Annotated in this window: 25 protein-coding genes; 3 read left to right on the forward strand and 22 right to left on the reverse strand. The window is 54.4% G+C overall.

The genetic code is table 11. The features are described 5' to 3' along the window. Nucleotides 1-8 precede the first annotated feature (8 nt). The 4 genes from WG31_RS08805 to def are packed head-to-tail and all read right to left on the reverse strand — an operon-like array spanning nucleotide 9 to nucleotide 2,448. The gene (locus WG31_RS08805; protein WP_003623943.1) at nucleotides 9-731 is read right to left on the reverse strand and encodes a response regulator; all 723 of its coding nucleotides are present in this window, start codon (nucleotides 729-731) and stop codon (nucleotides 9-11) included. Beyond that, nucleotides 721-1,242 carry a MarR family winged helix-turn-helix transcriptional regulator gene (locus tag WG31_RS08810; protein WP_035350643.1) on the reverse strand — a complete coding sequence of 174 codons (522 nt, stop codon included), beginning with the start codon at nucleotides 1,240-1,242 and terminating at the stop codon, nucleotides 721-723. The genes WG31_RS08805 and WG31_RS08810 overlap by 11 nt, the downstream gene beginning before the upstream one ends. Before the next feature lie 21 nt (nucleotides 1,243-1,263). After that, the gene (locus WG31_RS08815; RefSeq protein ID WP_063354279.1) at nucleotides 1,264-1,920 is read right to left on the reverse strand and encodes a ubiquinone biosynthesis protein COQ9; all 657 of its coding nucleotides are present in this window, start codon (nucleotides 1,918-1,920) and stop codon (nucleotides 1,264-1,266) included. A gap of 3 nt (nucleotides 1,921-1,923) precedes the next feature. After that, nucleotides 1,924-2,448, reverse strand: coding sequence for a peptide deformylase (def, locus tag WG31_RS08820; protein ID WP_063354280.1), 525 nt, complete (start codon nucleotides 2,446-2,448; stop codon nucleotides 1,924-1,926). A 213-nt stretch (nucleotides 2,449-2,661) separates the two neighbouring features. Here def and rpsU point away from each other — a divergent pair, with 213 nt between their 5' ends. After that, the gene (gene rpsU / locus WG31_RS08825) at nucleotides 2,662-2,865 is read left to right on the forward strand and encodes a 30S ribosomal protein S21 (RefSeq protein WP_003623949.1); all 204 of its coding nucleotides are present in this window, start codon (nucleotides 2,662-2,664) and stop codon (nucleotides 2,863-2,865) included. 151 nt (nucleotides 2,866-3,016) lie between these two features. Here the strand turns inward: rpsU and leuB are convergent, their stop codons facing one another. The 15 genes from leuB to ubiA all read right to left on the reverse strand — a co-directional run bounded on the left by leuB (nucleotide 3,017) and on the right by ubiA (nucleotide 17,636). After that, nucleotides 3,017-4,141 carry a 3-isopropylmalate dehydrogenase gene (gene leuB / locus WG31_RS15510; RefSeq protein WP_006116499.1) on the reverse strand — a complete coding sequence of 375 codons (1,125 nt, stop codon included), beginning with the start codon at nucleotides 4,139-4,141 and terminating at the stop codon, nucleotides 3,017-3,019. Nucleotides 4,142-4,156: 15 nt separating this feature from the next. Next, nucleotides 4,157-4,780, reverse strand: coding sequence for a 3-isopropylmalate dehydratase small subunit (gene leuD / locus WG31_RS15515; protein WP_006116498.1), 624 nt, complete (start codon nucleotides 4,778-4,780; stop codon nucleotides 4,157-4,159). After that, nucleotides 4,780-6,183 (reverse strand): 3-isopropylmalate dehydratase large subunit, encoded by a 1,404-nt coding sequence (gene leuC / locus WG31_RS08840; protein ID WP_063354281.1) that lies wholly within the window; start codon nucleotides 6,181-6,183, stop codon nucleotides 4,780-4,782. The genes leuD and leuC overlap by 1 nt, the downstream gene beginning before the upstream one ends. Nucleotides 6,184-6,337: 154 nt before the next feature. Next, nucleotides 6,338-6,721: a 50S ribosomal protein L19 gene (gene rplS, locus WG31_RS08845; protein ID WP_035350614.1), complete on the reverse strand. Its 384-nt coding sequence runs from the start codon at nucleotides 6,719-6,721 to the stop codon at nucleotides 6,338-6,340. Nucleotides 6,722-6,735: 14 nt separating this feature from the next. Further along, nucleotides 6,736-7,488: a tRNA (guanosine(37)-N1)-methyltransferase TrmD gene (trmD, locus tag WG31_RS08850; protein WP_063354282.1), complete on the reverse strand. Its 753-nt coding sequence runs from the start codon at nucleotides 7,486-7,488 to the stop codon at nucleotides 6,736-6,738. Next, entirely contained in the window at nucleotides 7,485-8,027 is a 543-nt protein-coding gene (gene rimM, locus WG31_RS08855) for a ribosome maturation factor RimM (RefSeq protein ID WP_006116495.1), read from the reverse strand. The genes trmD and rimM overlap by 4 nt, the downstream gene beginning before the upstream one ends. A gap of 14 nt (nucleotides 8,028-8,041) precedes the next feature. Beyond that, nucleotides 8,042-8,395 (reverse strand): 30S ribosomal protein S16, encoded by a 354-nt coding sequence (gene rpsP, locus WG31_RS08860; protein WP_003623956.1) that lies wholly within the window; start codon nucleotides 8,393-8,395, stop codon nucleotides 8,042-8,044. A 62-nt stretch (nucleotides 8,396-8,457) separates the two neighbouring features. After that, entirely contained in the window at nucleotides 8,458-9,861 is a 1,404-nt protein-coding gene (gene ffh / locus WG31_RS08865; RefSeq protein WP_035350639.1) for a signal recognition particle protein, read from the reverse strand. A gap of 116 nt (nucleotides 9,862-9,977) precedes the next feature. Beyond that, nucleotides 9,978-10,493: a Spy/CpxP family protein refolding chaperone gene (locus tag WG31_RS08870; protein WP_063354283.1), complete on the reverse strand. Its 516-nt coding sequence runs from the start codon at nucleotides 10,491-10,493 to the stop codon at nucleotides 9,978-9,980. A gap of 104 nt (nucleotides 10,494-10,597) precedes the next feature. Further along, nucleotides 10,598-11,365, reverse strand: a complete 768-nt coding sequence (locus WG31_RS08875; protein ID WP_063354284.1) for an ATP12 family chaperone protein — start codon at nucleotides 11,363-11,365, stop codon at nucleotides 10,598-10,600. Then, nucleotides 11,362-13,515, reverse strand: coding sequence for an AsmA family protein (locus WG31_RS08880; RefSeq protein ID WP_063354285.1), 2,154 nt, complete (start codon nucleotides 13,513-13,515; stop codon nucleotides 11,362-11,364). Before WG31_RS08880 ends, WG31_RS08875 begins: the two co-directional genes overlap by 4 nt. A 32-nt stretch (nucleotides 13,516-13,547) precedes the next feature. Continuing rightward, nucleotides 13,548-14,534 carry an RluA family pseudouridine synthase gene (locus WG31_RS08885; RefSeq protein WP_006116490.1) on the reverse strand — a complete coding sequence of 329 codons (987 nt, stop codon included), beginning with the start codon at nucleotides 14,532-14,534 and terminating at the stop codon, nucleotides 13,548-13,550. Between the two features lie 16 nt (nucleotides 14,535-14,550). After that, nucleotides 14,551-15,912, reverse strand: a complete 1,362-nt coding sequence (locus tag WG31_RS08890; protein WP_063354286.1) for a replication-associated recombination protein A — start codon at nucleotides 15,910-15,912, stop codon at nucleotides 14,551-14,553. A gap of 104 nt (nucleotides 15,913-16,016) precedes the next feature. After that, on the reverse strand, nucleotides 16,017-16,712 hold the full coding sequence (locus WG31_RS08895) for a LolA family protein (RefSeq protein WP_063354287.1): 696 nt from the start codon (nucleotides 16,710-16,712) through the stop codon (nucleotides 16,017-16,019). A 6-nt stretch (nucleotides 16,713-16,718) separates the two neighbouring features. Then, nucleotides 16,719-17,636, reverse strand: coding sequence for a 4-hydroxybenzoate octaprenyltransferase (ubiA, locus tag WG31_RS08900; protein ID WP_063354288.1), 918 nt, complete (start codon nucleotides 17,634-17,636; stop codon nucleotides 16,719-16,721). A gap of 108 nt (nucleotides 17,637-17,744) precedes the next feature. Between ubiA and WG31_RS08905 the strand changes: the two genes are divergently transcribed. Beyond that, nucleotides 17,745-18,518 (forward strand): 16S rRNA (uracil(1498)-N(3))-methyltransferase, encoded by a 774-nt coding sequence (locus WG31_RS08905; RefSeq protein WP_063354289.1) that lies wholly within the window; start codon nucleotides 17,745-17,747, stop codon nucleotides 18,516-18,518. A 69-nt stretch (nucleotides 18,519-18,587) separates the two neighbouring features. Further along, nucleotides 18,588-19,997, forward strand: a complete 1,410-nt coding sequence (locus WG31_RS08910) for a glutamate--cysteine ligase (protein WP_006116485.1) — start codon at nucleotides 18,588-18,590, stop codon at nucleotides 19,995-19,997. A 35-nt stretch (nucleotides 19,998-20,032) separates the two neighbouring features. Here WG31_RS08910 and WG31_RS08915 read toward each other — a convergent pair whose 3' ends face one another. The 3 genes from WG31_RS08915 to der all read right to left on the reverse strand — a co-directional run bounded on the left by WG31_RS08915 (nucleotide 20,033) and on the right by der (nucleotide 23,142). Further along, a complete protein-coding gene (locus WG31_RS08915) occupies nucleotides 20,033-21,424 on the reverse strand; it encodes an MFS transporter (protein ID WP_063354290.1) in 1,392 nt (463 codons plus the stop codon). 30 nt (nucleotides 21,425-21,454) lie between these two features. After that, entirely contained in the window at nucleotides 21,455-21,631 is a 177-nt protein-coding gene (locus WG31_RS15520) for a hypothetical protein (protein WP_157884514.1), read from the reverse strand. A 92-nt stretch (nucleotides 21,632-21,723) separates the two neighbouring features. Then, entirely contained in the window at nucleotides 21,724-23,142 is a 1,419-nt protein-coding gene (gene der, locus WG31_RS08920; protein ID WP_063354937.1) for a ribosome biogenesis GTPase Der, read from the reverse strand. Nucleotides 23,143-23,151: the final 9 nt, after the last annotated feature.

The following is a 23,151-nucleotide window of genomic DNA, read 5'->3' on the forward strand; positions in this document are numbered from 1 at the left end:
ATCTAGTCTTACAGCCCGGGTTTGAGCACATACCCACGCCCACGAATGGTATGCAGGTATCGTGGTTCCTTGGGGTCGGGCTCAATACGTCGCCTAAGACGCGTAACCTGCACATCTACGGCGCGTTCTCCAATTTCCGCCATATCCAGCGCCTTGGCAATTTCCTCCCGCGAGAACACATCATTGGGCCTGCGCGCCAATACGGAAAGCAGAGCGGCCTCCCCTCCCGTAAGATGGATGGTGCCATTGGGGCCACTAAGAATAAGCCGAACCGGATCAAACTCCTTATCCCCTAACCGCACGATGCGCAGATTATCCGTGGCCGGAGCAGGCTGATGCCGGCGCAAATGTGCTTTCAAGCGCAAAAGCAGCTCACGCGGCTCAAAAGGTTTACCCAGATAATCATCTGCCCCAGCTTCCAGCCCCGTAATGCGGTCTGCTGGCTCTCCTCGTGCTGTAAGAAGCAGAATGGGAAGTTCCTGCCCCTCATCACGCAGTGCGCGTGTTAGCTCCAAACCGTTTTCACCCGGCATGGTCACATCCAGCACCATGGCATCGGGCTGAATACCTTCCAGCGTTTGCCGTGCTTCTGCCGCACTCGCCGCCACGCTTACCCGAAAACCGTGCTCAAACAGGTAACGCTGCAACAGCCGCCGCAACCGTGGATCATCATCCACCACGATAACATGCGGGGCGACATCTTCTTCCACACTCTCGCGCTCATGCTCCATGCCGCCCTCCTTTTTTGCCTGCTGCATCTTCATTCAGCACAGACCGACTCTGCTCGGATAACATTCCACGCATCACGCGCCGAAACCCTTCTACGGCGGCACCTCCTGCCTCCCGGTACGCTGCCACAAGGCGCTGGCGCACAACAGCAAACAATCTGGCTTCTGCCGCCTTACCTTCTGGGCTTAAAAAAAGCAGACGCTGCCGCCTATCCTGGCGGCCCGGTTGGCTTTCCAGATACCGCCTTGCGTCCAGTTCATGCATGGTGCGGCCAAGGCTTTGTTTTGTCACCCCCAACACAGCTTGAAGGCGGCTAACTGGAATACCGGGGCTAAATGCCAGAACCTGCAAGACCCGGTAATGCGCGTGCCCCAAACCATCTTCTTCTAAAACGGGCTCAACAGCCTGCGCCATATCGCGCGATGCCAGAAACATGAGGGTTTGCGCCAGCCTCAACTGTTCTTCCCGCAGAAAGAGCAGGTCTGCCCCTGCTGTTTCATGAGGTAGGGACATATGCATTCAGGCTCCCTGCTTTTAAGCGCGCGCCATAAAGGGAAAACCACCCATACGGGCCTTGATACGCCCAAAACGCAGAACATCTGCCAGACGCCTGTCCACAAACGCAGCCAAAGCGGCTTCGTTATCGCCACGGGCCAGCCAGTACAGCAGCACAGAGGCATATATGCCACCCAAGCTCAGGCGCTTGGTCATGTAAGTTAGCCCAGAAGAGTCATCCTGCGCGGCCTGCCAGATGGCATTAACGGTGCGCATCATGCTTCGGCGCAGCGCTTTTCCCTCACACGGTGCCAGCAAAACAGAAAGACCTTTACGCGAGGCTGCACGGACAGACCCATCTGCTGGGAGCCGATACAGCAGCGCCTGCCTTACACGCTGGCTTAGTCGAGCTTCTTCCGTATCCCACATAGCTTCCAGCATATCTCTGTCACACAGATCAAACCACGCTTCCACAAGTTCCGCACTCCCACCCGGAAACAGCAGGTCAGCATCTGGGCCTGCCACTTGCAGCAGAACATCCATGCCCCATCCGCGCTCTCCGGCCACCGCAGCCATTTTACGCAAGATCTCATCCCGCGCTGGGTCACGTTCCAAAGGCGCAGGCATAATGCCAGCAGCCAAAGTTGCCACTGCCAATGAGATAGCCTGACTTATCTTACCTGCACCCGTGCTCATGCTTTATGCCCCATACCGTGTGATTTCTTTTGCAAATCCAAATTTGCTCATATCCGTCATCCGCATGGGATAGAGGATTCCATCCAGATGATCCATTTCGTGCTGCATGACATGCGCCCGAAAGCCTGTGGCCATGCCTTCCACCTTCTGACCATGCTGATCAAACCCAGCATACCATATGCGCTTATAACGCGGCACTTCCCCACGCAGATCAGGCAGAGAAAGGCAGCCTTCTGCCCGTAGCTGCGTTTCATCATCAACAGGCGTTAAAATCGGGTTGATCAAAGCCTGCACAGGCAAAGGCGGATCATCTTCTCCTTCACTGCGGGCCAACGGCACGCTGTAAATAAAAAGCCTTTGAGACATAAAAACCTGTGGGGCCGCCAAGCCTACGCCACCGCTTTCTTCCAGAGTTTCACGCATATCGGCTATCAAGCGCTGAATATCTGGGGCTGTGGGGTCTGGCACCTCCTGCGCGGACTGCCTTAAAACCGGGTGCCCCATGCGGGCTATTGCAAGAACTGCCATTTTTCACCCCATTTCTATGGAGGTTGCACAATAAAAGCACTCAGAAGTGCATTTTAAACACGAAAGAACAAATTGTATCTTGTCTAAAGGCCGTGTTATAGAGGCCGCCAACAAAGGAATCGGCGCCCCGCAAGGCCGCGACGGTTCCGGTTCCGTATAATCTACAAAAAGCCGGGTTACCCGGATTTTTCTGAAACAGGGGTTAGAGACCAAGTGCACGTTCTCGTCCGTGACAACAATGTCGATCAGGCTCTTAAAGCGCTCAAGAAGAAAATGCAGCGTGAAGGAATCTTCCGTGAAATGAAGCTGCGTCGGCACTTCGAAAAGCCGTCTGAGCGTAAGGCCCGTGAAGCGGCAGAAGCCGTGCGCCGTGCTCGTAAGATGGAACGTAAGCGTCTGGAACGCGAAGGCTTCTAAGCCTTTCCATCCTTCTATCCAAAAAAGGTCGGCATCCTATGGATGTTCCGGCCTTTTTTGTGCCTGCTATGTTTGATAGCTTCGCGCACATAAAAAAAGCCGCCCCACCTAAAGTGGAGCGGCTTTTTAAACTGGTAGCTTGCTAAAAGCGTTACTTCTGGAGCTTATCCAGCTCCCGCACAATGGCTTCACCCATAACGGATGTGCCAACGCGCGCCATGCCTTCGCTCATGATATCTGCCGTGCGCAGACCGCTTTCCAACACGTTGGAAACTGCCTGCTCAATCATGTTTGCTTCTTCCTGCTTATTCAGGGAGTAACGCAGCAGCATGGCAAAAGATAGAATCTGCGCAATTGGGTTTGCAATGCCCTGCCCGGCAATATCCGGCGCACTACCATGAATAGGCTCATACAGCGCGGGGAATTTGCCATTTTCACGCACAGCACCAAGCGTTGCAGAAGGCAGCATACCCAAGCTGCCTGTTAGCATAGATGCAAGGTCAGACAGCAGATCACCAAACAGGTTGCCTGTTACAATCACATCAAACTGGCGCGGGTTACGCACCATCTGCATGGCGCAGTTATCGGCCAGCATGTGAGAAAGTTCTACATCCGAGAATTCTTTGGCGTGCACATCTGTCACCACTTCCTTCCATAGAAGGCCACTTTCCATGACATTGCATTTTTCAACAGAGCACACACGGTTGGACCGCTTGCGTGCCAGATCAAACGCCACACGTGCCACACGTTCAATTTCGGATGTGGTGTAAACTTCTGTGTTCACACCGCGCTTGCTGCCATCTGGCAGGGTTTCAATACCACGTGGGTTGCCAAAATAGATACCACCCACCGTTTCACGCACGATCATAATATCCAGACCGCGCACCACATCCGGCTTAAGCGTGCTGGCATCAACCAGTGCATCAAACACTTTGGCAGGGCGCAAGTTGGCAAACAGCCCCAGTTCCTGTCGCAGCTTGAGAATGGCTACTTCCGGGCGCTTTTCAAACCCCACATGTGCCCATTTCGGATCCCCCACCGAGCCAAACAGCACAGCATCCGCAGCCCATGCCTTCTCGATTACTTCATCACGGATAGGCACACCGTATTCTGCCAGAGAAGCACCACCAACCAGATCTTCCGTAATATCAAAGGACAGGCCACGACGGCTTTCCAGCCAATCAATAACGTGCCGGACTTCCCGCATGATTTCGGGGCCAATACCGTCACCCGGCAGAACAAGAAGTTTTATGGCTGTGTTCTGTGCAGTCATCATGCAGCTCCAGAATAATCAATCAATATGAATGGAAGGCATCCAAGGTTTTTCCCGGTTTTCCCGGTTTTCATACCCTTCGATATTTGTTTCGTGCTGAAGTGTCTGGCCAATATCATCCAGCCCTTCCAACAGCATATGCTTACGGAACGGATCGATTTCAAAAGGCACTTCCTGCCCATCTGGCCGCACAATCACCTGCCGGGGCAGATCAACCGTAAGGCGGGCATTGCTGCCCATGCTGGCATCCTCCATCAGCTCATCGCAAATTTCGCGCGGCAGACGGATCGGTAAAATACCGTTTTTGAAGCAGTTATTGAAAAAGATATCTGCAAAAGAAGGGGCAATCACGCACCGAATGCCGAAATCCAACAATGCCCAAGGCGCATGCTCGCGCGATGAACCGCAACCCAGATTATCATAGGTAATCAGGATTTCGGCTTTGCGCCATGGCTCTTTATTCAGCACAAAATCCGGGTTTTCTTTACCATCTGGCAGATAGCGCATAGCATCAAAGGCATTTTTGCCCAAACCAGTGCGCTGCGTGGTTTTAAGAAACCGTGCCGGAATAATTTTATCGGTATCAATGTTAGCTTCTGGCAGAGCTGCTGCAATGGCCGACAGAGTTGTAAACTTTTCCATTATGCCAGCTCCCTTACATCAGTCAGGCGCCCGGTAACAGCAGCAGCAGCAGCCATAGCTGGAGACAGCAGATGTGTGCGACCACCCGGCCCCTGACGCCCTTCAAAATTACGGTTGGATGTAGAAGCGCAACGCTGGCCCGGTGTCAGCCGATCCGGGTTCATGCCGAGGCACATAGAGCATCCGGCCTCACGCCATTCAAAACCGGCATCCAGAAAAATCTGATCCAGACCTTCTTCTTCCGCCTGCCGCTTTACGTTGCCCGAACCCGGAACAATCATGGCGCGCACGCCTTCAGCTACCTTGCGGCCAGCCGCTATCTGCGCAGCGGCACGCAGGTCTTCAATGCGGCTGTTGGTGCAAGACCCAATAAAAACCACATCAATGGGTGTGCCTGCAATTTTCTGCCCGGCTTCCAGCCCCATGTAGTCCAGCATGCGCTGCATTTGGGTGCGCTTGGCTTCATCTGCTTCATCAGCAGGATTAGGCACGGCAGCCGTAATGGGCAGCACTGTTTCTGGGCTGGTGCCCCATGTCAGGCTAGGGCTGATATCTTCTGCCCGAAGCGTCACTTCCTTATCGAAATGCGCGCCTTCATCAGAAGCCAGTGTTTTCCAGTAGACAACGGCCTTATCAAACTCTTCGCCTTTGGGGGCAAAGGGGCGGCCACGCACATATTCAAATGTGGTTTCATCTGGCGCAACCATGCCTGCACGTGCACCGGCCTCAATCGCCATGTTGCACAGCGTCATGCGGCCAGCCATGTCCAGACCACGAATGGCGGAGCCAGCAAATTCAATAACATGCCCTGTGCCACCAGCCGTGCCAATGTGCCCGATAATAGCCAGCATGATATCTTTGGCAGAAACGCCAGCACCCAGCGCGCCATCTACCGTAACGCGCATGTTTTTGGCTGGCCGCTGCAGAATGGTCTGCGTAGCCATAACATGCTCGACTTCCGATGTACCGATACCGAAAGCCAGCGAACCCAGAGCACCATGCGTAGACGTATGGGAATCACCGCACACAATGGTCATGCCTGGCAGAGATATCCCCTGCTCTGGCCCGACAACGTGCACAATACCCTGATTGGCAGATAGCAGCGGGAAATACGGAACCCCGAATTCCTTAACGTTACGTTCCAGCGTTTCAATCTGATTACGGCTATCAGCTTCTTCAATCGGCTGGGTACGGTCAGACGTGGGCACATTGTGGTCAACCACCGCCACCGTTTTTTCCGGATGGCGCAGTTTACGCCCTGCCAGACGCAAGCCTTCAAAAGCCTGCGGGCTGGTGACTTCGTGCACAAGGTGCCGGTCAATATAAAGAATGGAGGTGCCGTCCGGCAGAGTTTCAACGACGTGATCATCCCAGATCTTGTCGAACAACGTACGCGGGCCCATGCCCTCCTCCTTTATATTTCTTACACTACATGCGCCAGCACACCTACTTGGGCCAGTGCTGTTGCGGTATGCCTATATATCAAAAAGACCCGACTGACATAGGCCAGCCGGGTTTTAAAAACCATATCAGACCGCAGTAAACGATTATATGGTTTTAGTTGGCTGCCGGGGCAACCACTTCACGCGGGCGTTCTGCAATACGTGCAGACTTACCGCTACGGCCACGCAGGTAGTACAGTTTTGCACGACGCACTTTACCACGACGCACAACCTTGATTTCTGCCACCGTAGGTGCGTACAGCGGGAACACACGTTCCACACCTTCACCATTGGAAATTTTGCGCACGGTGAAGTTGCTGTTCAGGCCCTTGTTGGAACGGGCAATCACAACGCCTTCAAAAGCCTGCAGACGGGTACGTTCACCTTCCTGCACCTTAACGGAAACACGCACCGTATCACCGGCTTCGAATTCCGGAACAGCGCGCTCTGCTGTCAGACGCTTAATTTCTGCAGCTTCATACTGCTGAATGATGTTCATGTCGGTATCCTTCCTCAAACCCCAAAATGGTCTGTCTGTGCGGCCCCGCCCACAGCTTCAGCCATGTTTCTTTCCTTGCGAGCCAGCCAGGCAGACCACAGATCCGGCCTTCTTTCCCGCGTTATTTCTTCTGCCTGCTTCTGCCTCCAGGCCGCGATGGCGGCATGATTGCCCGAAAGCAGGATTTCCGGCACAGCGCGCCCTTCCCATTCAGCAGGACGGGTATAGTGCGGATATTCAAGCAGCCCTTCGGAAAAACTTTCCTCTACGCCACTTTCTCCACACCCCATCACGCCGGGCAGCAGGCGCACACACGCATCCAGCAACACCAGTGCAGCAGTTTCCCCACCAGAGAGAATGTAATCTCCGATAGATACCTGCTCGACGTCATGCGCTTGCAGCACACGCTCGTCCACACCTTCAAACCGACCACACAGCAACAACACCCCAGAACCAGCCGCATAACGCCGCACATCCTGCTGCGTTAAAGGCCGCCCACGTGGCGTAAGATACACACGCGGCACATCCGCTGGCGCTTGAGAAGCTGCAAAAGCAGCATCCACCACATCTGGGCGGATAACCATGCCTGCACCACCACCAAACGGTGTATCATCCACTGCACGATGCCGGCCCAGACCATGCTGCCGCAGATCTTCCGTCCGACATGTCCACAAGCCTTTTTCCAGTGCTCGCCCTGCAAGGGAAAGCCCCAGTGGGCCCGGAAACATTTCAGGAAACAGCGTGAGCACAGTGGCCTGCCAGTTCATGGCTGCACCTCTGTTTTCTGCCGTTTACCAACGCCACGTCCTTCTTCGCCCGAAACTTCTTCAGGTCGCACCACCGTAATTGTCCGTTGTTCCAGATGCACCTGCGGCACACAGGCCTGAGTAAACGGAACAAGGGAACCATCACTTAGTTCCAGACTGGCGCCAGCTCCATAATCATGCACCATCACAACACGACCAAGAGAAAGACCGTTTTCGAATGCTTCCATACCAATCAGATCAGCATGATAGAATTCTTCTTCCTCAGGTTCAGGCAAAGCTGTGCGCGGCACATACAGGCGGGTGTTTACCAATGCCTGCGCAGCATCACGATCGGCCAACGGCGTGCCATTGGCATCCCGCAATTCGGCCACGCTATCCGCCCCACGCCAACTAAGGAACCATTTACGGCCTTGATCATCCTGCAATGCCCCAGACTGCTCCAGCGTTTGTGGGTTTTCCGCATAAGCGCGCACACGCACAAGGCCGCGCACACCATGCGGTTTACCAACAACGCCCATCAGAATGAGGTTTGAGCACATGATGGTTTCAGGCTTTAGGCAGCAGCGGCTTCGGCAGCTTTAGCAGCTTCAGCAGCGCGTGCCTGTGCCTTCTTCTTCGGAGCAGACTTTTTCGGCTGTTCACGATAAGCGGGCTTAGGCGCCAGACCAGCGTTACCAAGGAAGCGTGCAACGCGATCTGTCGGCTGGGCACCTTCAGACAGCCAATGCTTGATGCGTTCTTCTGTCAGGCGCACGCGTTCAGCGTGGTCAGACGGCAGCATTGGATTGTAAGCACCAACCTTTTCAATGAAACGACCATCACGCGGGGAACGGCTATCTGCCACAACGATGTGGTAGTAAGGACGCTTCTTGGCACCTGCGCGGGCAAGACGAATTTTAAGACTCATTCGGAGTTACTCCAGACCCAAAAATAAAAAACCCGAAAAACTGCTTCTAGAAACAGACCGCCTTAGCGGAAAGGATTGCCACCAGGCCCACCCGGCGGCCCTCCTCCTCCCATTCCTTTCGGCATGAGCGCGGACATTCCCTGGCGCATGAGACCTTTCAAGCCCAGTTTGTTGAAGCGCTTCATCATGGAGGACATCATATCAAACTGCTTAAGCAGCTTGTTAACATCCTGAACTGTAGATCCAGACCCGGCAGCAATACGCTTTTTGCGCGATGCCTTGATAATGGCAGGCTTTTTGCGCTCTGCCTTGGTCATGGAAGAAATAATGGCAAGGTGCTTTTTCAGGATCGAGGTATCAAGATCCTTGTCCCCCAAAGCTTCCTTAACTTTACCCATGCCCGGCAACATGCCCAGAATACCGGAAATGGACCCCAACTTGTTGATCTGGCGGATCTGGGATGCGTAGTCATCCAGATCGAACTTGCCCGCCATCATCTTCTGGGCGAGGCGTTCACCTTCTTCCTGATCAAGCGTATCGGCGGCTTTTTCAACAAGCCCGGCAATATCACCCAAGCCAAGAATACGGCCTGCCACACGTTCTGGATAAAACTCATCCAGCCCGTCCAGCTTTTCACCCGTACCAATCAGCTTGATGGGGGCACCGGTAATGGCACGCATAGAAAGCGCTGCACCACCGCGGGAATCACCATCCATCCGGGTCATGACAACGCCGGTTACGCCCACAGCCTCATTAAAGGCCTTAGCGGTATTCACGGCATCCTGCCCGGTCATGGCATCCACAACCAGCAGAGTTTCTGCCGGATGTGTGACATCACGAATCTGCCGCACCTCATCCATCAACGCTTCGTCTATGGAAAGACGACCGGCGGTATCGAGGATAACGACATCGTAACCTTCAAGCCGCCCCGTATCGAGGGCACGCTTGGCAATTTCTACTGGTGTCTGTCCAGCGATAATCGGCAGGGACGTGACACCAACCTGCTCTGCCAACTGCGCAAGCTGCAACTGTGCTGCAGGGCGCTGTGTATCCAGAGAAGCGAGCAGAACCTTTTTACGTTCACGCGTTTTAAGGCGCAGGGCCAGCTTACCAGAGGTAGTGGTTTTACCAGACCCCTGCAAACCAACCATAAGAACAGGAACAGGCGGAGTGGAATTGAGATTAAGAGGAACAGCACCCGCACCACCAAGAGCATCAATAAGTGCATCATTGACGATTTTGGCGACAGCCTGACCGGGAGAAATGCTTTCCAGCACCTCATGCCCAACGGCACGTTCTTTAACTTTATTAACGAAGTCTTTAACAACAGGCAGCGCAACGTCGGCATCCAGCATAGCCAGACGGACTTCCCGCATTGCCTCCAGAACATCGGCTTCAGACAGCGCTCCCTGTTTAGCGAGGCCATCAAAAACGCCGGAAAGCTTGCCTGAAAGAGCTTCGAACAAAAGTATCACACCCCATAACAAGACGCGCCACTGCGCGAACACTCGCGGAGTGGCGGGCCTGATTTGTTGCAGGGGTTACGGGATACCCCTGCGAGAGTCAAGAACCTTCTGGCGGTTTACTTGCCAGATTTGTCTGCATCAACCGCTGGGGCCGGATGTTCTACCGCATGCAGTTGATCCAGCAGATCATGAATTTTTACCTGACGTGCATGGATTTGTGCCAGCTGATCGGTTGTCAGCACATCATGAATGCGGGAAGCCGTTTCCAGATGCTGAGATTCACGCTGGGCGCGCAGGGTAGCCATTTCCTGCTGCAAAGTTGCAACCTTATCTTTATCCACCGGGCCGGGAGATGTTAGGGCATCTTCAATCTGGCGATGAATTTTGTCGAAATCACCACGGAGATCCTGCGCCTGATCCTGACGGTGTGCTTCCTGCAGGATGGTCTGGATCTGCTTGCGCTGCTTTTTTGTAAGATCAATGCCATCCAGAGCATTCAGCCCTGCACCCGGAATACCGGGACCAAAGCCGTTTCCATTAAATCCGTTACCCGGTTCTGCATGTGCGCTTACGCCTGCAACAGAAACACCTGCAGCCACAATTGCTGCCAGAAGGGTCTTTTTGATTTTCATAATGTCTATGCTCCTTAAAAGCTTGAACTGCTCCATACTTGGGGAAGATTACAAACTTGCCAAGGGTTACGCCGAATATAAATCCTTAGACATTCGGGTTGGCATCAATCCGCAGACTTGCGCGCTAACTCTAGAAAACGGGCGGCATCGGCCACTTCCCGCTGTATACCGGCAATACGGTCTGTTATTTCCGTATCCTCACCCCATACAGCCATCTGCATACGTTCATCCAGCGTTGCACTGGCCACCAGCTCATCTACAGAACCTGCACCATTCACCAGCGCCAAACCCAGCACAAGGCTCCCCAATGCAGGCACGGAAACAGCAAGCACAGCCAATTCCGCTGGGTTCAGCTTTTCCATGGCATCATAGAGCTTTTGCAACGACTCTTCAGGCTGCACAATTGGCATCACGCCAGAGGATGTGTGCAGGGTGACACCATATTGCTTACGCAGCCACTCCAGCCACGGGTTCCATTCCTTACGCTGGGCTTGTGCCAGCTTACCTTCTCCCGGTTCCCGGTAGCACAGCAGATCACTTCCCGCATAAGCCAGAAGGCTGCGTAAAACCCCTTCCCGCTCAGCAGGAATACGCTCGATCATGGAGCCTGCAATGCCGGTAAGAGGCAAATCTGCAGGTGAAAAACGACCATCTGCATTTTGCCCGGCAGCTTGCCATTCCGCCGCCAGTGCATCTGCCAACGCGCGAGACTTTACGCATAGCGGAGTCTTGCGTGGCAGACGAATGCTGCGCCCATCAAGTTGCACCACAAAGCCCTGCTCTTCCGGCGTGACATTGGCCTGCTTCCAGAACCGCTTACGGCCAGCAGGCGCATTGCCAGAAACATTATGTTCAGTAGATGCCATTTTCATTGGAACAGCCCCAAGCCACGCAACATGTTCATGACCTTTCCTTCCTTGCCCGCTTTTTTCTGCGGAGCATCTGGCCCAGCCACACCCTCACGCGCAGCGGAAAGCATAGAGGGGCAACTATCTCCCTCTCCATCATTTCCACCAATACTTATGCCGTATCGGCCCTCGTAAGCCGGGTCCATACGCGGTTTGGGGTCTGACAATGTACCTGTAACTGCAACATCGGAAGAAGCCGAAGCCCCACCCAGCAACACGCGAGGAGACAGATGCATATCTAGCGCCTGAGAGCCCAGCCCCACTGTGCCGTGCCCATGCAGAACCAGAAACGGCGTTTCCAGCCCTAACATATCAATGTTGGCGTTACCCTGCGCAAACTGCATATGGCTGCCAAAGCACCTGACTGGCATTTTGCCTTTAACAGGCACCTGTGGCCCTAAAAGGGTACGAATAGCGGCCCCACTTACGCTGCCATCCACAACCGAAACCCCAAGGTGACCATCCAGATTGTTGCGCCGATCTTCCGGCGTTTCCCCTTGTGTGGAAACTGCTCCTACAAGCTGCACCGTGCCAGAAAGAGATGCAGAAAGGCCAAGCCAGCGCTCAACAACAGGCAATGGTAAAAATACAGGATGCGCCGCCAATTCAATCTGAGGCACGGCACCTGCGACATCATACACCAAGCGGCCGACTTGTTGGAAACCATTGCCCTCTGCCTGCACGGGCTCAAGCGTTAGCCTGCTATTTTGCAACGTAGCATGCGTGCTGACATGCGCCCATGTAACACCTTGCCAATTTACACTTTGCGCCTGCACATCCACCGCACCATGCGCGCCACGCAGCACATCCGGCACAGCATGGTGCCGTATCAACGCAGCCGTATCGGCAACATCTATGCGGCCATCTACCTTAAGATCATTGGCGGCTGGCAGATCACCACCGGGCGCCACATGCGCAAGCTGGCCATGCACATCCAACGCAGAAGCTCCAGCACTTAGGGTACCTGTGCCGTGTATGCTGGATTCACCCTGTGTGAGCGTTAAATCCACTGGCACAACCTGCTGCGCAACGTGCTCAGGCTGAGCCAACTGCTGTATTGTACCAACCGTGCCGCGCAGGCTTAATACCTGCGCCCCAACCTGACCATCAATCTGGGTCGTCACCGGGTCTGTTGGCCGGGCTGTGTCTATCACCACACGTGTTAACGCGGCCTGTGGCAACCATGCGCCCACATCCACATTTTCTGCCCGCACATGCAGGCTTTGTGGTGCAGGCTGCGCCCCCTGCCCACCAACAGCCATATCTATAGATACGTTACGGCCATCTGGCAGATTTGCATGCGGAAAAAAGACATTCAGGTCACGTAGTTGCGCAACAGAGCCACCAATCTGCAACGCATAAACCTTTTGGCCCTGTGGATCTGTGATGGACCCATCTATATGGGCCAACCCAGCAGGATGACCATTAACGGTAAGGGAAATTCTGAGCTGCATTGGCAACTGGGCAGACATTGGCAACAAAGGCCCAGTTTGCCCGGTAAGCGCTAACTGACCAGCCCCTTTACGCAGCTTTACGTCAAAATCAGGCGCGTTACCTGAAAGCCCTTTAACCTTGCCTTCGGCAACCTGAAACGCACCGGAGCGATGATGCACTGCATCAAGCCAAGCTACCTGCGCCTGCGTGAGTGAAAGGTCTGAGACCGTTAGATTCCAGTGCATCTTACCGGAACTGGAAGAAGTCCCTCCACCACTGCTCTGACGCTCCTGCGGTGTGAAATGCCAGTCTGCCCGCCCATCCGCCAAACGCCGCAATTGCACTTGTGGGCTGATCAGGCTGACATCTTCAAACGCAATGCGGTGCGAAAACAGCGGCAACAATGCCAGCCGGGCACGGACTTGCCCGATATCCAGCATATTTACGCCATCTTCCGCCACGCTGGAAAGTTTGACGCCCTTTGCTTCCACCCATGGAAAAGGCAGAATCCACACATGCAACTGGCCGATTGCGAGGTGACGGCCTGTGCTACTTTCCACGGCATCGGCCAACCGTGTTTTAAGCCAATCTGCATCCTGTGTAGCAGATACAATCGTGGCACCGCCCAGCGCCAGAACAGCGGCCCCCGCCAACAGGCCGATTTTCCATTTCAGACGCATGTGCGTTTCTCCTGTTTCAACTTAAACCGTCCTTATCCTTGGCCACCACGGCGTGACGGTGGTGGTGTAGTGCCCGGCACAAACCCAAGGGTTCGGAAGGTTTCACGCATATGCGGCGGCAATTCGGCACTTACGGTTAAGCGCCCACCAGCCGGATGAGGCATATCCAGCATACGGGCATGCAGATGCAGTCTATCTGTAAAACCGGAAGGATGTGCAGCCGCCCCACCATATTTGGGATCACCCAAAATAGGCGTACCTAAAGACTCGCAATGCACACGTAACTGATGCGTACGCCCGGTAAGCGGTGAAAGCTCCAGCCAAGAAAACTTGCGCGCAGCCGAATCCAGCACTTCGTAAACAGAACGTGCAAATTGCGCATCGGCATCTTTGCGGTCTGCCGCCACGGTTATGGAACCGGGACCTGCACCCAAACGCGCCAATGGCTGGTCTATTTCTCCCGAAAGTGGGTCAGGCCGCCCAACCACAACAGCCCAGTAGATTTTTTTTACATCCCGGCCACGGAAAGATGCGGCCAGCTTGGCAGCCACACCGGGTGTGCGAGCTAACAGCAGCAAGCCGGAAGTATCTTTATCAATCCGGTGCACCAGCCGTGGGCGCGGGTCATCTTCTTCCCGCAGGCCATCCAGCATCATATCAATATGTTTGGTAATGCCGGGGCCACCCTGCACGGCAAGCCCTGCGGGTTTGTTAAGAACAATAACGTGCTTGTCCTGATACACCACCATCTTGCGGATTTCGCGCGCCAGTTTTTCATCCAGCGGGCGCGGCACATCTCGCGCGGGTTTAGCGGCCATGGGTATAGGGGGCACACGCACCGTTTGCCCTGGCTCCAGCCGAGTAGAAGCTTCTACCCTTTTGCCCTCAACACGAATCTGGCCTGTGCGGCACAGTTTTTGAAGCGCCCCCTGCGTAAGATGCGGGTAATGGCGGCGAAAATAGCGATCCAGACGAATACCATCTTCGTCTTCGCTTACGGTACGATTGACAACACTCATGCGCCGATATTCACGACTAACGCCGATCCCGCAAGCGGGACCACGTTTCTAGCCTGTGACGAACCTCCCGTTCATAGCCTCTGCCCGTTGGATTATAGAAGTTCTGCCGCCTCATACCGTCGGGAAAATAATTCTGACCAGAAAAGCCTTCTTCCGCATCATGATCATACTGATAGCCCTTACCGTAGCCGATATCCTGCATCAGCTTTGTGGGGGCATTTAGAATATGTGCAGGCGGCATGAGGCTGCCTGTAGCCTTGGCGGCACGGCGCGCAGCACCATAGGCTTTATAAACTGCATTGGATTTGGGGGCTGTGGCCAGATGTACCACAAGCTGTGCCAAAGCCAGCTCCCCCTCTGGTGAGCCTAGGCGCTCATATGTTTCCCACGCAGCCACAGCCAATGGCAGGGCGTGTGGGTCTGCCATGCCTATATCTTCTGCGGCAAAGCGTGTCATACGGCGGGCTAGATAACGTGGGTCTTCCCCCCCTTCCAGCATGCGGGCAAACCAGTAGAGGGCCGCATCCGGATCTGATCCGCGCATGGATTTATGCAGCGCGGAAATAAGATTGTAATGCTCTTCCCTATCCCGATCATACAAAATGGCGCGTTTTGCCAACAGGCGGGAAAGTGCCTGCGCATCCAGCGGCTTTTCTGTTTTCAGGCTTAAAAGCTGCTCCACCATGTTCAGCAGATAACGACCATCACCGTCCGCCATGGCGCGGAGGGTTACGCGTCCATCTTCCGTAAGCGGCAAGGGTCGGCCTGTTTCTTCTTCCGCCCTTACCAGAAGGGCTTCACAAGCAGGATCATCCAGCCGGTTCAGCACCATGACCTGACAGCGAGAAAGCAAAGCCGAGTTAAGCGCGAAGGAAGGATTCTCGGTTGTAGCGCCTACCAGCACAACGGTGCCGTCTTCCACAACAGGCAAAAAGCCATCCTGCTGCGCACGATTGAAGTGATGAATTTCATCTACAAACAGCAGTGTGCCACCACCAGCTTCTGCTTGCCTGCGTGCGTTCTCGAACGCTTTTTTCAGATCCGCCACACCAGAAAACACAGCGGAAAGCTGCACAAATTTCAGCCCCGCAGCTTGGGCCAACAGGCGCGCGATAGTGGTTTTACCTACACCCGGCCCACCCCACAAAATCAGACTGGCAAGAGAACCACGTTCAAGCATACGCGTTAGCGCACCCTCTGGCCCCAACAGGTGCGCTTGCCCTACCACATCTTCCAGCCGCTGCGGGCGCAAACGGTCGGCCAATGGCTGTGTGGGCGCTGGCTTTTTACGTGCGTCCGCGCTTCCCCCCTGCGATGGCTCAGGAGAAAGCCCAAAAAGATCATCACCCATTATCGGGGGTTCACGCTCTGCGGCCATGGCCTGCGTGCCTCACTTTAATCTGTCTCAATCTGTATGAATATATCGGCCCGCACGGCAGCTTTTTCCAGAAGAGAGGAGGAAAAAGCTGCTTTCAACACAGTTTAATCGTTCTCTGCTGGCAGTACGAAGGTGCTGGCTGGAATATCTGCGCCTGCATGCACATCAAACAAGGTTACACGGGTTTCCCGCCCCTGCGCATCCAGCACACTCCATGATCGCAGAGCAACTGGTGTTTCATAAAAAACCAATGTCAGACTGCCATCACCGGGAGAAGACGTGCGCACAAGCGTTACCTGCACCAACCCGTTATCATGCTGAAAGCCCGTAACTGTTACATCATCTGTCAGGCTCACATGGGGGCGCAGCAAAAGGCCCAATGGTGTACGCTCAATGGGAATAACCGTGGTTTGATCCAGTTGGTTATCCCGGAACACAACCTTCCCGCCATTTGCCACCAGAAGCAGTGGGGATGGTGGATCATACGCCAAGCGCATCTGGCCGGGACGCTTCATCCATACGGTGCCGGTGGTGCGCTTTCCCTCTGCATCCAGTTGCTGAATACGGGCCTGAAAGGTTTTGGATTGGTTGAGCGCCTGCTCAATCCTCTTCAGCCATGCTTTATCTGATGCAGAAAGCGCCACTGCAGCCGGTGCGGAAGAAGATGCCACGGGAATAGCCGTTTCACCGGTATCGTCCTGTGCGTAAGCTTGGCTGCCAGCCAGAACCAACCCCATAGCCGCTGGCAGAACAGCCCGGAAAATGGATTTCATGAACGTGGTTTCTTTCATATGAAACATGCAGGCTTATACAGCTATCAACCCAGCAACGAGCGCCAGCGCTACGGCCAGACCAATTTCTCGATTAGCCCGAAACTGAGCCAAGCACAAAGCGGGGCTTGTGGGGTCTACCTTAAGGGCCTGTTGCCACAACAATATGGCAGGCACCACCAAAGCCACCCAAAACAACGGGCCAACCCCCGCCAAAACAGCCGCCACAGCCAACAAAACAAGCATCAGCCCGTAACAGGCGCCAATAAACCCACGTGCCCGACCCACCATAAGGCGAGAGGTGGATTTTACACCAATACGGGCATCGTCTTCCATATCCTGAAAGCCGTAGATGGTATCAAACCCCAGTTGCCAAACGATGGTTGCCGCATACAAAGCTGCCTGCGCCCAAGATAAATGCCCTGCGGCTGCCGCATACCCCATGGGGGCGCCAAACCCAAAGGTAAAGCCCATGACAAGCTGTGGCCACCACGTAAACCGCTTGGCCAATGGGTAAAGCGCTACCAACAGCAGGGATGACACACCCAACACCCACGAAAGGGTGTTCAACTGCACCAGAACAGCCAAGCCTGCCAGTAAAAGCAGCACCAAAAACAGTGTCGCCTGCTTCATGCTCAACGCGCCAGATGCCAGTGGCCGCCCCGCTGTGCGCGCCACCTGCCGATCTATGTCCCTATCCCACATATCGTTTACAACGCAGCCTGCGGCCCGCATAACAAGGCTGCCAATACCAAACAGCACAATCAGCCGGATACGCTCGAAAGTAGCAACACCCTGAGGCAGCAGAATGCCCCACATGCCCGGCAGCCATAAAAGCCACGTACCTATGGGCCTATCCAGCCGTGCAAGCAAAGCATAGGCCTGCAATGCTGGTGGTAGATGGGCAATCCACCCTGTAATGCGGATATCTGTATGGCTGGAAGAAACTGACACGGCTGCTCACGTATCCTGTTCAGAAAGGCATATGGTGTTAAGGGCTGGTGTTCTATGCCACAAAGCGGGAATCACTTACACCTTTCAGCTTAGACAGACCCGGTAACCATGGTTGTAACAGATGCCACAGCGCACCTTCCGCGCCTTTACAATGCTCCAGAAACGTTGGGAGACGCCCAAACAGGCCTAACTCTGCCCATCGCGCCAGATCAGGCCCGCTACCTGGGCACCGTGCTGCGCAAAAAAGCCGGAGACCATGTGCGCATCTTCAACGCAAAAAGTGGAGAATGGCTGGCCCGCATTACGGAAATCCGGAAGGATAAAGGTTTTTTTGCGCTAGAACACCAATTGCGCTCCCCCACGCCACAACCTGCTTTGGTTCTGGCTTTTGCCCTATTAAAGCGTGATGCCACCGACTTGGCCTTGCGCATGGGCACGGAACTGGGTGTCACGCACTTTGTGCCCCTTATAACCGAACGCACCAATACTCACCGCATCAACCCAGACCGCCTGCACGCCATCGCCACCGAAGCCACGGAGCAATGTGAGCGCTTTGATGTGCCACATATAGAGTCCCCACAGTCATTCACAGATTTTCTGGCAAGCTGGCCACAGGAACACCGCCTGTTTGCAGCCATAGAACGTGGAGAGAACCGGGCAATACATACCCCCGCGCTGTTACCCGATGCACATGCAGGTGATGGTTTTTTAGTTGGCCCTGAAGGTGGCCTAAGTGATAGAGAATGTCAGATGATGCTGAAATATTCCTGCATCACCCCAATATCCCTAGGCCCGTTGGTGTTGCGGGCTGATACAGCCGTTGCTGCTGGGCTTGCTCTTATAGGCTGTGGCTTGCGTTCGGCTGCGGTTTTGTCACAATAACGCTTCCATATCTTCGCTTTGCTGGCGCAGAGTGCGATTTCTCTGTTTTTCAAGGATCTGTGATACCCCATGTCCAACCCCGGCGCATCAGATGAAACCCCTGCCCGCACCGTTGCACAGCTGGCCGAAGTGCTTGCGCAGGGATGCAAGCCGCGTGACGCATGGCGGATTGGCACGGAACACGAAAAATTCGGCTTTCTGCGTCCAGAATCCGTAAAAGAAGGGCAAAAAGCTTATTCTGCCCCGCCTTATGCCCCCAATGGTATTGAAGCGCTGCTCAAAGGTCTGCAAAAGTTTGAGCCGGATGATTGGACATCTGTTCTCGATAACAACAACATCATCGGCCTGAAAGGGCGTGGTGAAGCCGCAGGGGCTGCTATTTCCCTTGAACCTGCTGGGCAGTTTGAACTTTCTGGCGCGCCTTTGCGCACGTTGCACGAAACAGCAGAAGAACTGACAGCCCATTTTGATGCAGTACGCCCTATTGCACGTGAACTTGGGCTGGGGTTTGCCCCTTTGGGGTTCCACCCCACTGCCACACGGGCAGAACTGCCGTGGATGCCAAAATCCCGCTACGCCATTATGCGTGAATACATGCCCAAAGTTGGCTCAATGGGTTTGGACATGATGCAGCGTACCTGCACCGTGCAGGTTAATCTGGATTTTGGGTCTGAGCAGGACATGGTGCGCAAAATGCGTGTTTCCATGGCGCTACAACCTGTAGCTACAGCCCTGTTTGCCAATTCTCCTTTTGTAGAAGGCAAGCCCAACAACATTCTTTCCAACCGCGCGCAGGTCTGGACAGATACAGACAACGCCCGCTCCGGCATGCTGGCATGTGTGTTTGAAGATGACTTCAGTTTTGAACGCTATGTGGAATGGGTGCTGGATGTGCCCATGTATTTCATTATGCGTGATGGCAAGATGCGCAACGTGGCGGGCCGCTCCTTCCGCGCATGGATGAATGGTGAACGGCAAGATGGTCTGGAAGATGTAACCCCCACCATTGGGGATTTTGAAGACCACATTACAACAGCCTTCCCCGATGTGCGGCTTAAGCAGTTTTTGGAAATGCGTGGGGCAGATGCTGGCTCACCTGAAATGATGCTGGCTCTTTCCACTTTGTGGACAGGCCTGCTGTATGATGATGCAGCCTTAGAATCCGCTTGGGAACTCGTTAAGTCTCACCCGTGGGAAGACTACGTGAAACTGCGGGATATTGTGCCACTTATGGGGCTGGATACGCCTTGGGGCGAAGGCACAGTGCGCGATCTGGCCGCACAAATGATTGCCATTGCCATGGACGGCCTACAGGGACGAGACATGACGGATGAAAGCGGACAAACGGAATGGGTTTACCTTGCCCCCCTCACCTCTTTGGTGGCTGGTGCCCCCACACAGGCCGAACGTTGGTTGGAACGTTATTACGGCGCATGGATGGGTGATGTAAACCGCATCTTCCTAGAAGCTGAAGTCTGAACGACCGCATATAATACGACCAATAAAAAGCAGCGTCAGGCTGCTTTTTTTGTATTCAGAAACAAACGGCTTGCACTTAACGTGGCGGCAAATAACGCAACACATCCGGCCATAAGCAGGCATTTTTGCGTGGCCCCATGCACAAACCACGTAAAAAAGGCCGCAACCCCCATAGCCCCCAAGGTCTGCCCAGCTTGGCGCGCAACCTGCACCATACCACTGGCCCCGCCCGCGCGGTTATGAGGTGCAGCCACCATCATGGCCCGATTATTGGGGGGCTGAAAAAAACCAAACCCCCAGCCTGCTACACCGGTACGCCATGCAATATCCCACACAGAAGGATGAGCAGGCAGCAGCCACAACAAAAAGAACCCCAATGCCGTTGTACTCAGCCCGATGGAAGACAACACACCAGCAGAAACCTTATCCGCCACCCGCCGGATAAGCGGAGCAGCGCACATAATGCCTAACGGCCAAGGGGTAATCAGCAAACCCGTTGCAGCCGAACTAAGGCCAAGAGTGTTGTGCAACGTAAACGGCATGGAAACGATATAGAAATTAGAGGCCACAAAACCACAGAACCCGGTGATAAAAGCCACTGCGAATTCTGGATTTTCAAGCAGATCAACCGGCAAAATTGGTTGCGGAGCTTCTGCCTCACGCCGCACCAGCAGCACTCCGGCGGCAAGCCCAGCCAGAAGCAATGCACAGGAAATGGCTGTGTTTTGAGAATGCGCCAGCCCATCTCCTCCCATTACGGAGGCACCAAAAGCCAGCATACACAATATGCTGCCTGTAATATCCAACTTGCCAGAAGTGCGCGGTACTGTAGGCAGTGCATAAAAAGCCATGCCCAAGGCCAAAGCCCCAAACGGCAAATTAATCCAGAACAGCCATGGCCAAGACCCAATAGTGAGAATAGCCGCAGCAGCCGTAGGGCCTAATGCCACACCAAGCGCTACCACAACGCCATTAAGGGCAATGCCGCGCCCTATTTCTGCATGCGGGTAAATAAAACGCACCAGCGCGATATTCACACTCATAATACAGGCGCCGCCAATGCCCTGCAACACGCGCGCACCCGCCAAAATAGGCAAGCTGGTGGCCGTAGCACAGAACAGGGATGACACCATGAAAATGATAATCCCAACCTGACAAAGCCGGGCAAACCCTACCCTGCTCCCCAATGCTGCCAACGGCAGAAGAGAAACCAGACTGGCCATCTGATAGGCATTTACAACCCAGATGGATGAAGATGAGGATGCGTTTAAATCTCGCGCAATATCGGGCAGCGCAACATTGGCAATGGCGTAATCCAGCAATGCCAGAAAAACAGAAAGCGCCACAGCCAGCATGGCCATATTGCGGGCAGCTCCATGCAGCCCATCCACCACGGGTGCTGACTGAGAAGTGGGGAGCTGTGTCATGGAACAAAACGTCCTTCTGCCTGCAAGGCGTTACTTACCTGCTTTTTCTGGGAAACCAGAACGCACGCAGGCATGTTTCTCCCACCCACCTTGCACAGCCAATGTATGAGCCGCAGCCTCGCACGCCAGTTCAGACGCCATAGGCAAAACAATATGGGCACTACCTGATGCAGTGCCCCATGCAACAAGAAACCATGCAGCAATCATGGAGCCTATGCTTTCATCCTCATCTTGTCAGAACAGTATTATAGTGGCTGCCAATACTGCTCTGACGAGAAGGCGAGACGACACTTATCAGATCAAGAATCTGCGTAAGGGTTTTTGGTGCCGCGCGTTTGCAGGCGGATAGGCACACCCGGCAGGTCAAACGTTTCACGCAAGCCATTTACGAGATAGCGCTTATAATCATCCGGCAGTTGCTCTGCCCGCGTACCAAATATGACAAACGTTGGCGGACGAGATTTAACCTGCGTAATATACCGCAGCTTCAACCGACGCCCCTGCACCAATGGCGGCTGATGGCGTTCCAGCATTTCCTCAAACCAGCGATTGAGGGCGCCTGTTGGCACACGTGCGTTCCATACTGTCCATGCATCACGCACTGCGGGCAGCAGCTTGTGAATGGAAGCCCCGGTGAGTGCAGAAAAAGTAACAACTGGCACGCCCCGCATCTGCGCCAGAGAAATGCTCAGGCGGTCCAGAATAGCATTGCGCGTGGCTACCCGATCCTGCACGGCATCCCATTTATTCAGAGCCAATACACAGGCACGGCCTTCACGCTCAATTAAGCGGGCAATCTGCAAATCCTGCTCATGCACACCCAATGTAGCATCCAGAACCAGTACGGCGACTTCTGCCATTTTCAGCGCTTCGATAGCAGCCGAAACGGACATTTTTTCCAGAGATTCATCAATGCGCGCTTTTTTGCGCAAACCCGCCGTATCTACAATTTCAAACGTATCATCGCCATCTCGCAGCGTTACGGCAATGGAATCTCGGGTTAGCCCTGCTTCCGGGCCGGTAATCATACGTTCTTCACCCAAAAGGGCGTTCATGAGGGTAGATTTACCCGCATTGGGCCGCCCCACAATAGCCACACGCAGCGGGCCTGTAGGGCGCGGAGGTTCTTCCCCTTCTTCTACAGCAAAATCATCTTCTGCTTCGATTTCAGGTTCTGCCTTATGCTCCGGCCCTGCGGGCAGCCTATCGGCAATTTCCCACATCAAATCGGTCACACCTTCACCGTGTTCGGCAGAAAGCGCCAAAGGCTCACCCAAACCCAGCGCATAGGCTTCCATTGCAGAAGCCGTGCCAAGCCGCCCTTCGGTTTTATTGGCAACCAACAGCACAGGCCGGTTCTGGCGCCGTATCCACTGCGCAAAATGCTCATCCGCTGGCGTAATACCGGCGCGCGCATCTACACAAAACAGCACCAAATCTGCTTCACGCACAGCGCTTTCAGAAGAAAAGCGCATCCGTCCAAACAGGCTTTCGGGGGCAGCTTCTTCCAAGCCGGCTGTATCAATCAACCGCACATAGCGCCCACGAATAAGGGCTACACCTTCCTTGCGGTCTCGGGTTACGCCGGGCGTATCCGCCACAAGCGCCTGCCTACGCCCGACAAGGCGGTTGAACAGCGTGGATTTACCAACATTTGGCCGACCTGCAATAACAACAACAGGCATATCCCCCGTAGGAAGCGGCGGAGGTGGGCGCATAGATTTGCG

It is taken from the genome of Acetobacter oryzifermentans, from assembly GCF_001628715.1.
In the GTDB taxonomy this organism is placed as follows: domain Bacteria; phylum Pseudomonadota; class Alphaproteobacteria; order Acetobacterales; family Acetobacteraceae; genus Acetobacter; species Acetobacter oryzifermentans.

Bases quoted from the DNA above. Each gene is read 5' to 3' on its own strand.
- der (WP_063354937.1), bottom strand. From the start codon at position 23,142: ATGCGCCCACCTCCGCCGCTTCCTACGGGGGATATGCCTGTTGTTGTT.
- WG31_RS08870 (WP_063354283.1), bottom strand. From the start codon at position 10,493: ATGAAAATCAAAAAGACCCTTCTGGCAGCAATTGTGGCTGCAGGTGTT.
- leuD (WP_006116498.1), bottom strand. From the start codon at position 4,780: ATGGAAAAGTTTACAACTCTGTCGGCCATTGCAGCAGCTCTGCCAGAA.
- leuC (WP_063354281.1), bottom strand. From the start codon at position 6,183: ATGGGCCCGCGTACGTTGTTCGACAAGATCTGGGATGATCACGTCGTT.
- WG31_RS08810 (WP_035350643.1), bottom strand. From the start codon at position 1,242: ATGTCCCTACCTCATGAAACAGCAGGGGCAGACCTGCTCTTTCTGCGG.
- WG31_RS08915 (WP_063354290.1), bottom strand. From the start codon at position 21,424: ATGACACAGCTCCCCACTTCTCAGTCAGCACCCGTGGTGGATGGGCTG.
- WG31_RS08895 (WP_063354287.1), bottom strand. From the start codon at position 16,712: ATGTTTCATATGAAAGAAACCACGTTCATGAAATCCATTTTCCGGGCT.
- WG31_RS15520 (WP_157884514.1), bottom strand. From the start codon at position 21,631: ATGATTGCTGCATGGTTTCTTGTTGCATGGGGCACTGCATCAGGTAGT.
- WG31_RS08885 (WP_006116490.1), bottom strand. From the start codon at position 14,534: ATGAGTGTTGTCAATCGTACCGTAAGCGAAGACGAAGATGGTATTCGT.
- WG31_RS08805 (WP_003623943.1), bottom strand. From the start codon at position 731: ATGGAGCATGAGCGCGAGAGTGTGGAAGAAGATGTCGCCCCGCATGTT.
- WG31_RS08905 (WP_063354289.1), top strand. From the start codon at position 17,745: ATGGTTGTAACAGATGCCACAGCGCACCTTCCGCGCCTTTACAATGCT.
- rplS (WP_035350614.1), bottom strand. From the start codon at position 6,721: ATGAACATCATTCAGCAGTATGAAGCTGCAGAAATTAAGCGTCTGACA.
- leuB (WP_006116499.1), bottom strand. From the start codon at position 4,141: ATGATGACTGCACAGAACACAGCCATAAAACTTCTTGTTCTGCCGGGT.
- trmD (WP_063354282.1), bottom strand. From the start codon at position 7,488: ATGAACTGGCAGGCCACTGTGCTCACGCTGTTTCCTGAAATGTTTCCG.
- def (WP_063354280.1), bottom strand. From the start codon at position 2,448: ATGGCAGTTCTTGCAATAGCCCGCATGGGGCACCCGGTTTTAAGGCAG.
- rimM (WP_006116495.1), bottom strand. From the start codon at position 8,027: ATGTGCTCAAACCTCATTCTGATGGGCGTTGTTGGTAAACCGCATGGT.
- WG31_RS08875 (WP_063354284.1), bottom strand. From the start codon at position 11,365: ATGAAAATGGCATCTACTGAACATAATGTTTCTGGCAATGCGCCTGCT.
- rpsP (WP_003623956.1), bottom strand. From the start codon at position 8,395: ATGAGTCTTAAAATTCGTCTTGCCCGCGCAGGTGCCAAGAAGCGTCCT.
- WG31_RS08880 (WP_063354285.1), bottom strand. From the start codon at position 13,515: ATGCGTCTGAAATGGAAAATCGGCCTGTTGGCGGGGGCCGCTGTTCTG.
- WG31_RS08815 (WP_063354279.1), bottom strand. From the start codon at position 1,920: ATGAGCACGGGTGCAGGTAAGATAAGTCAGGCTATCTCATTGGCAGTG.
- WG31_RS08890 (WP_063354286.1), bottom strand. From the start codon at position 15,912: ATGGCCGCAGAGCGTGAACCCCCGATAATGGGTGATGATCTTTTTGGG.
- WG31_RS08910 (WP_006116485.1), top strand. From the start codon at position 18,588: ATGTCCAACCCCGGCGCATCAGATGAAACCCCTGCCCGCACCGTTGCA.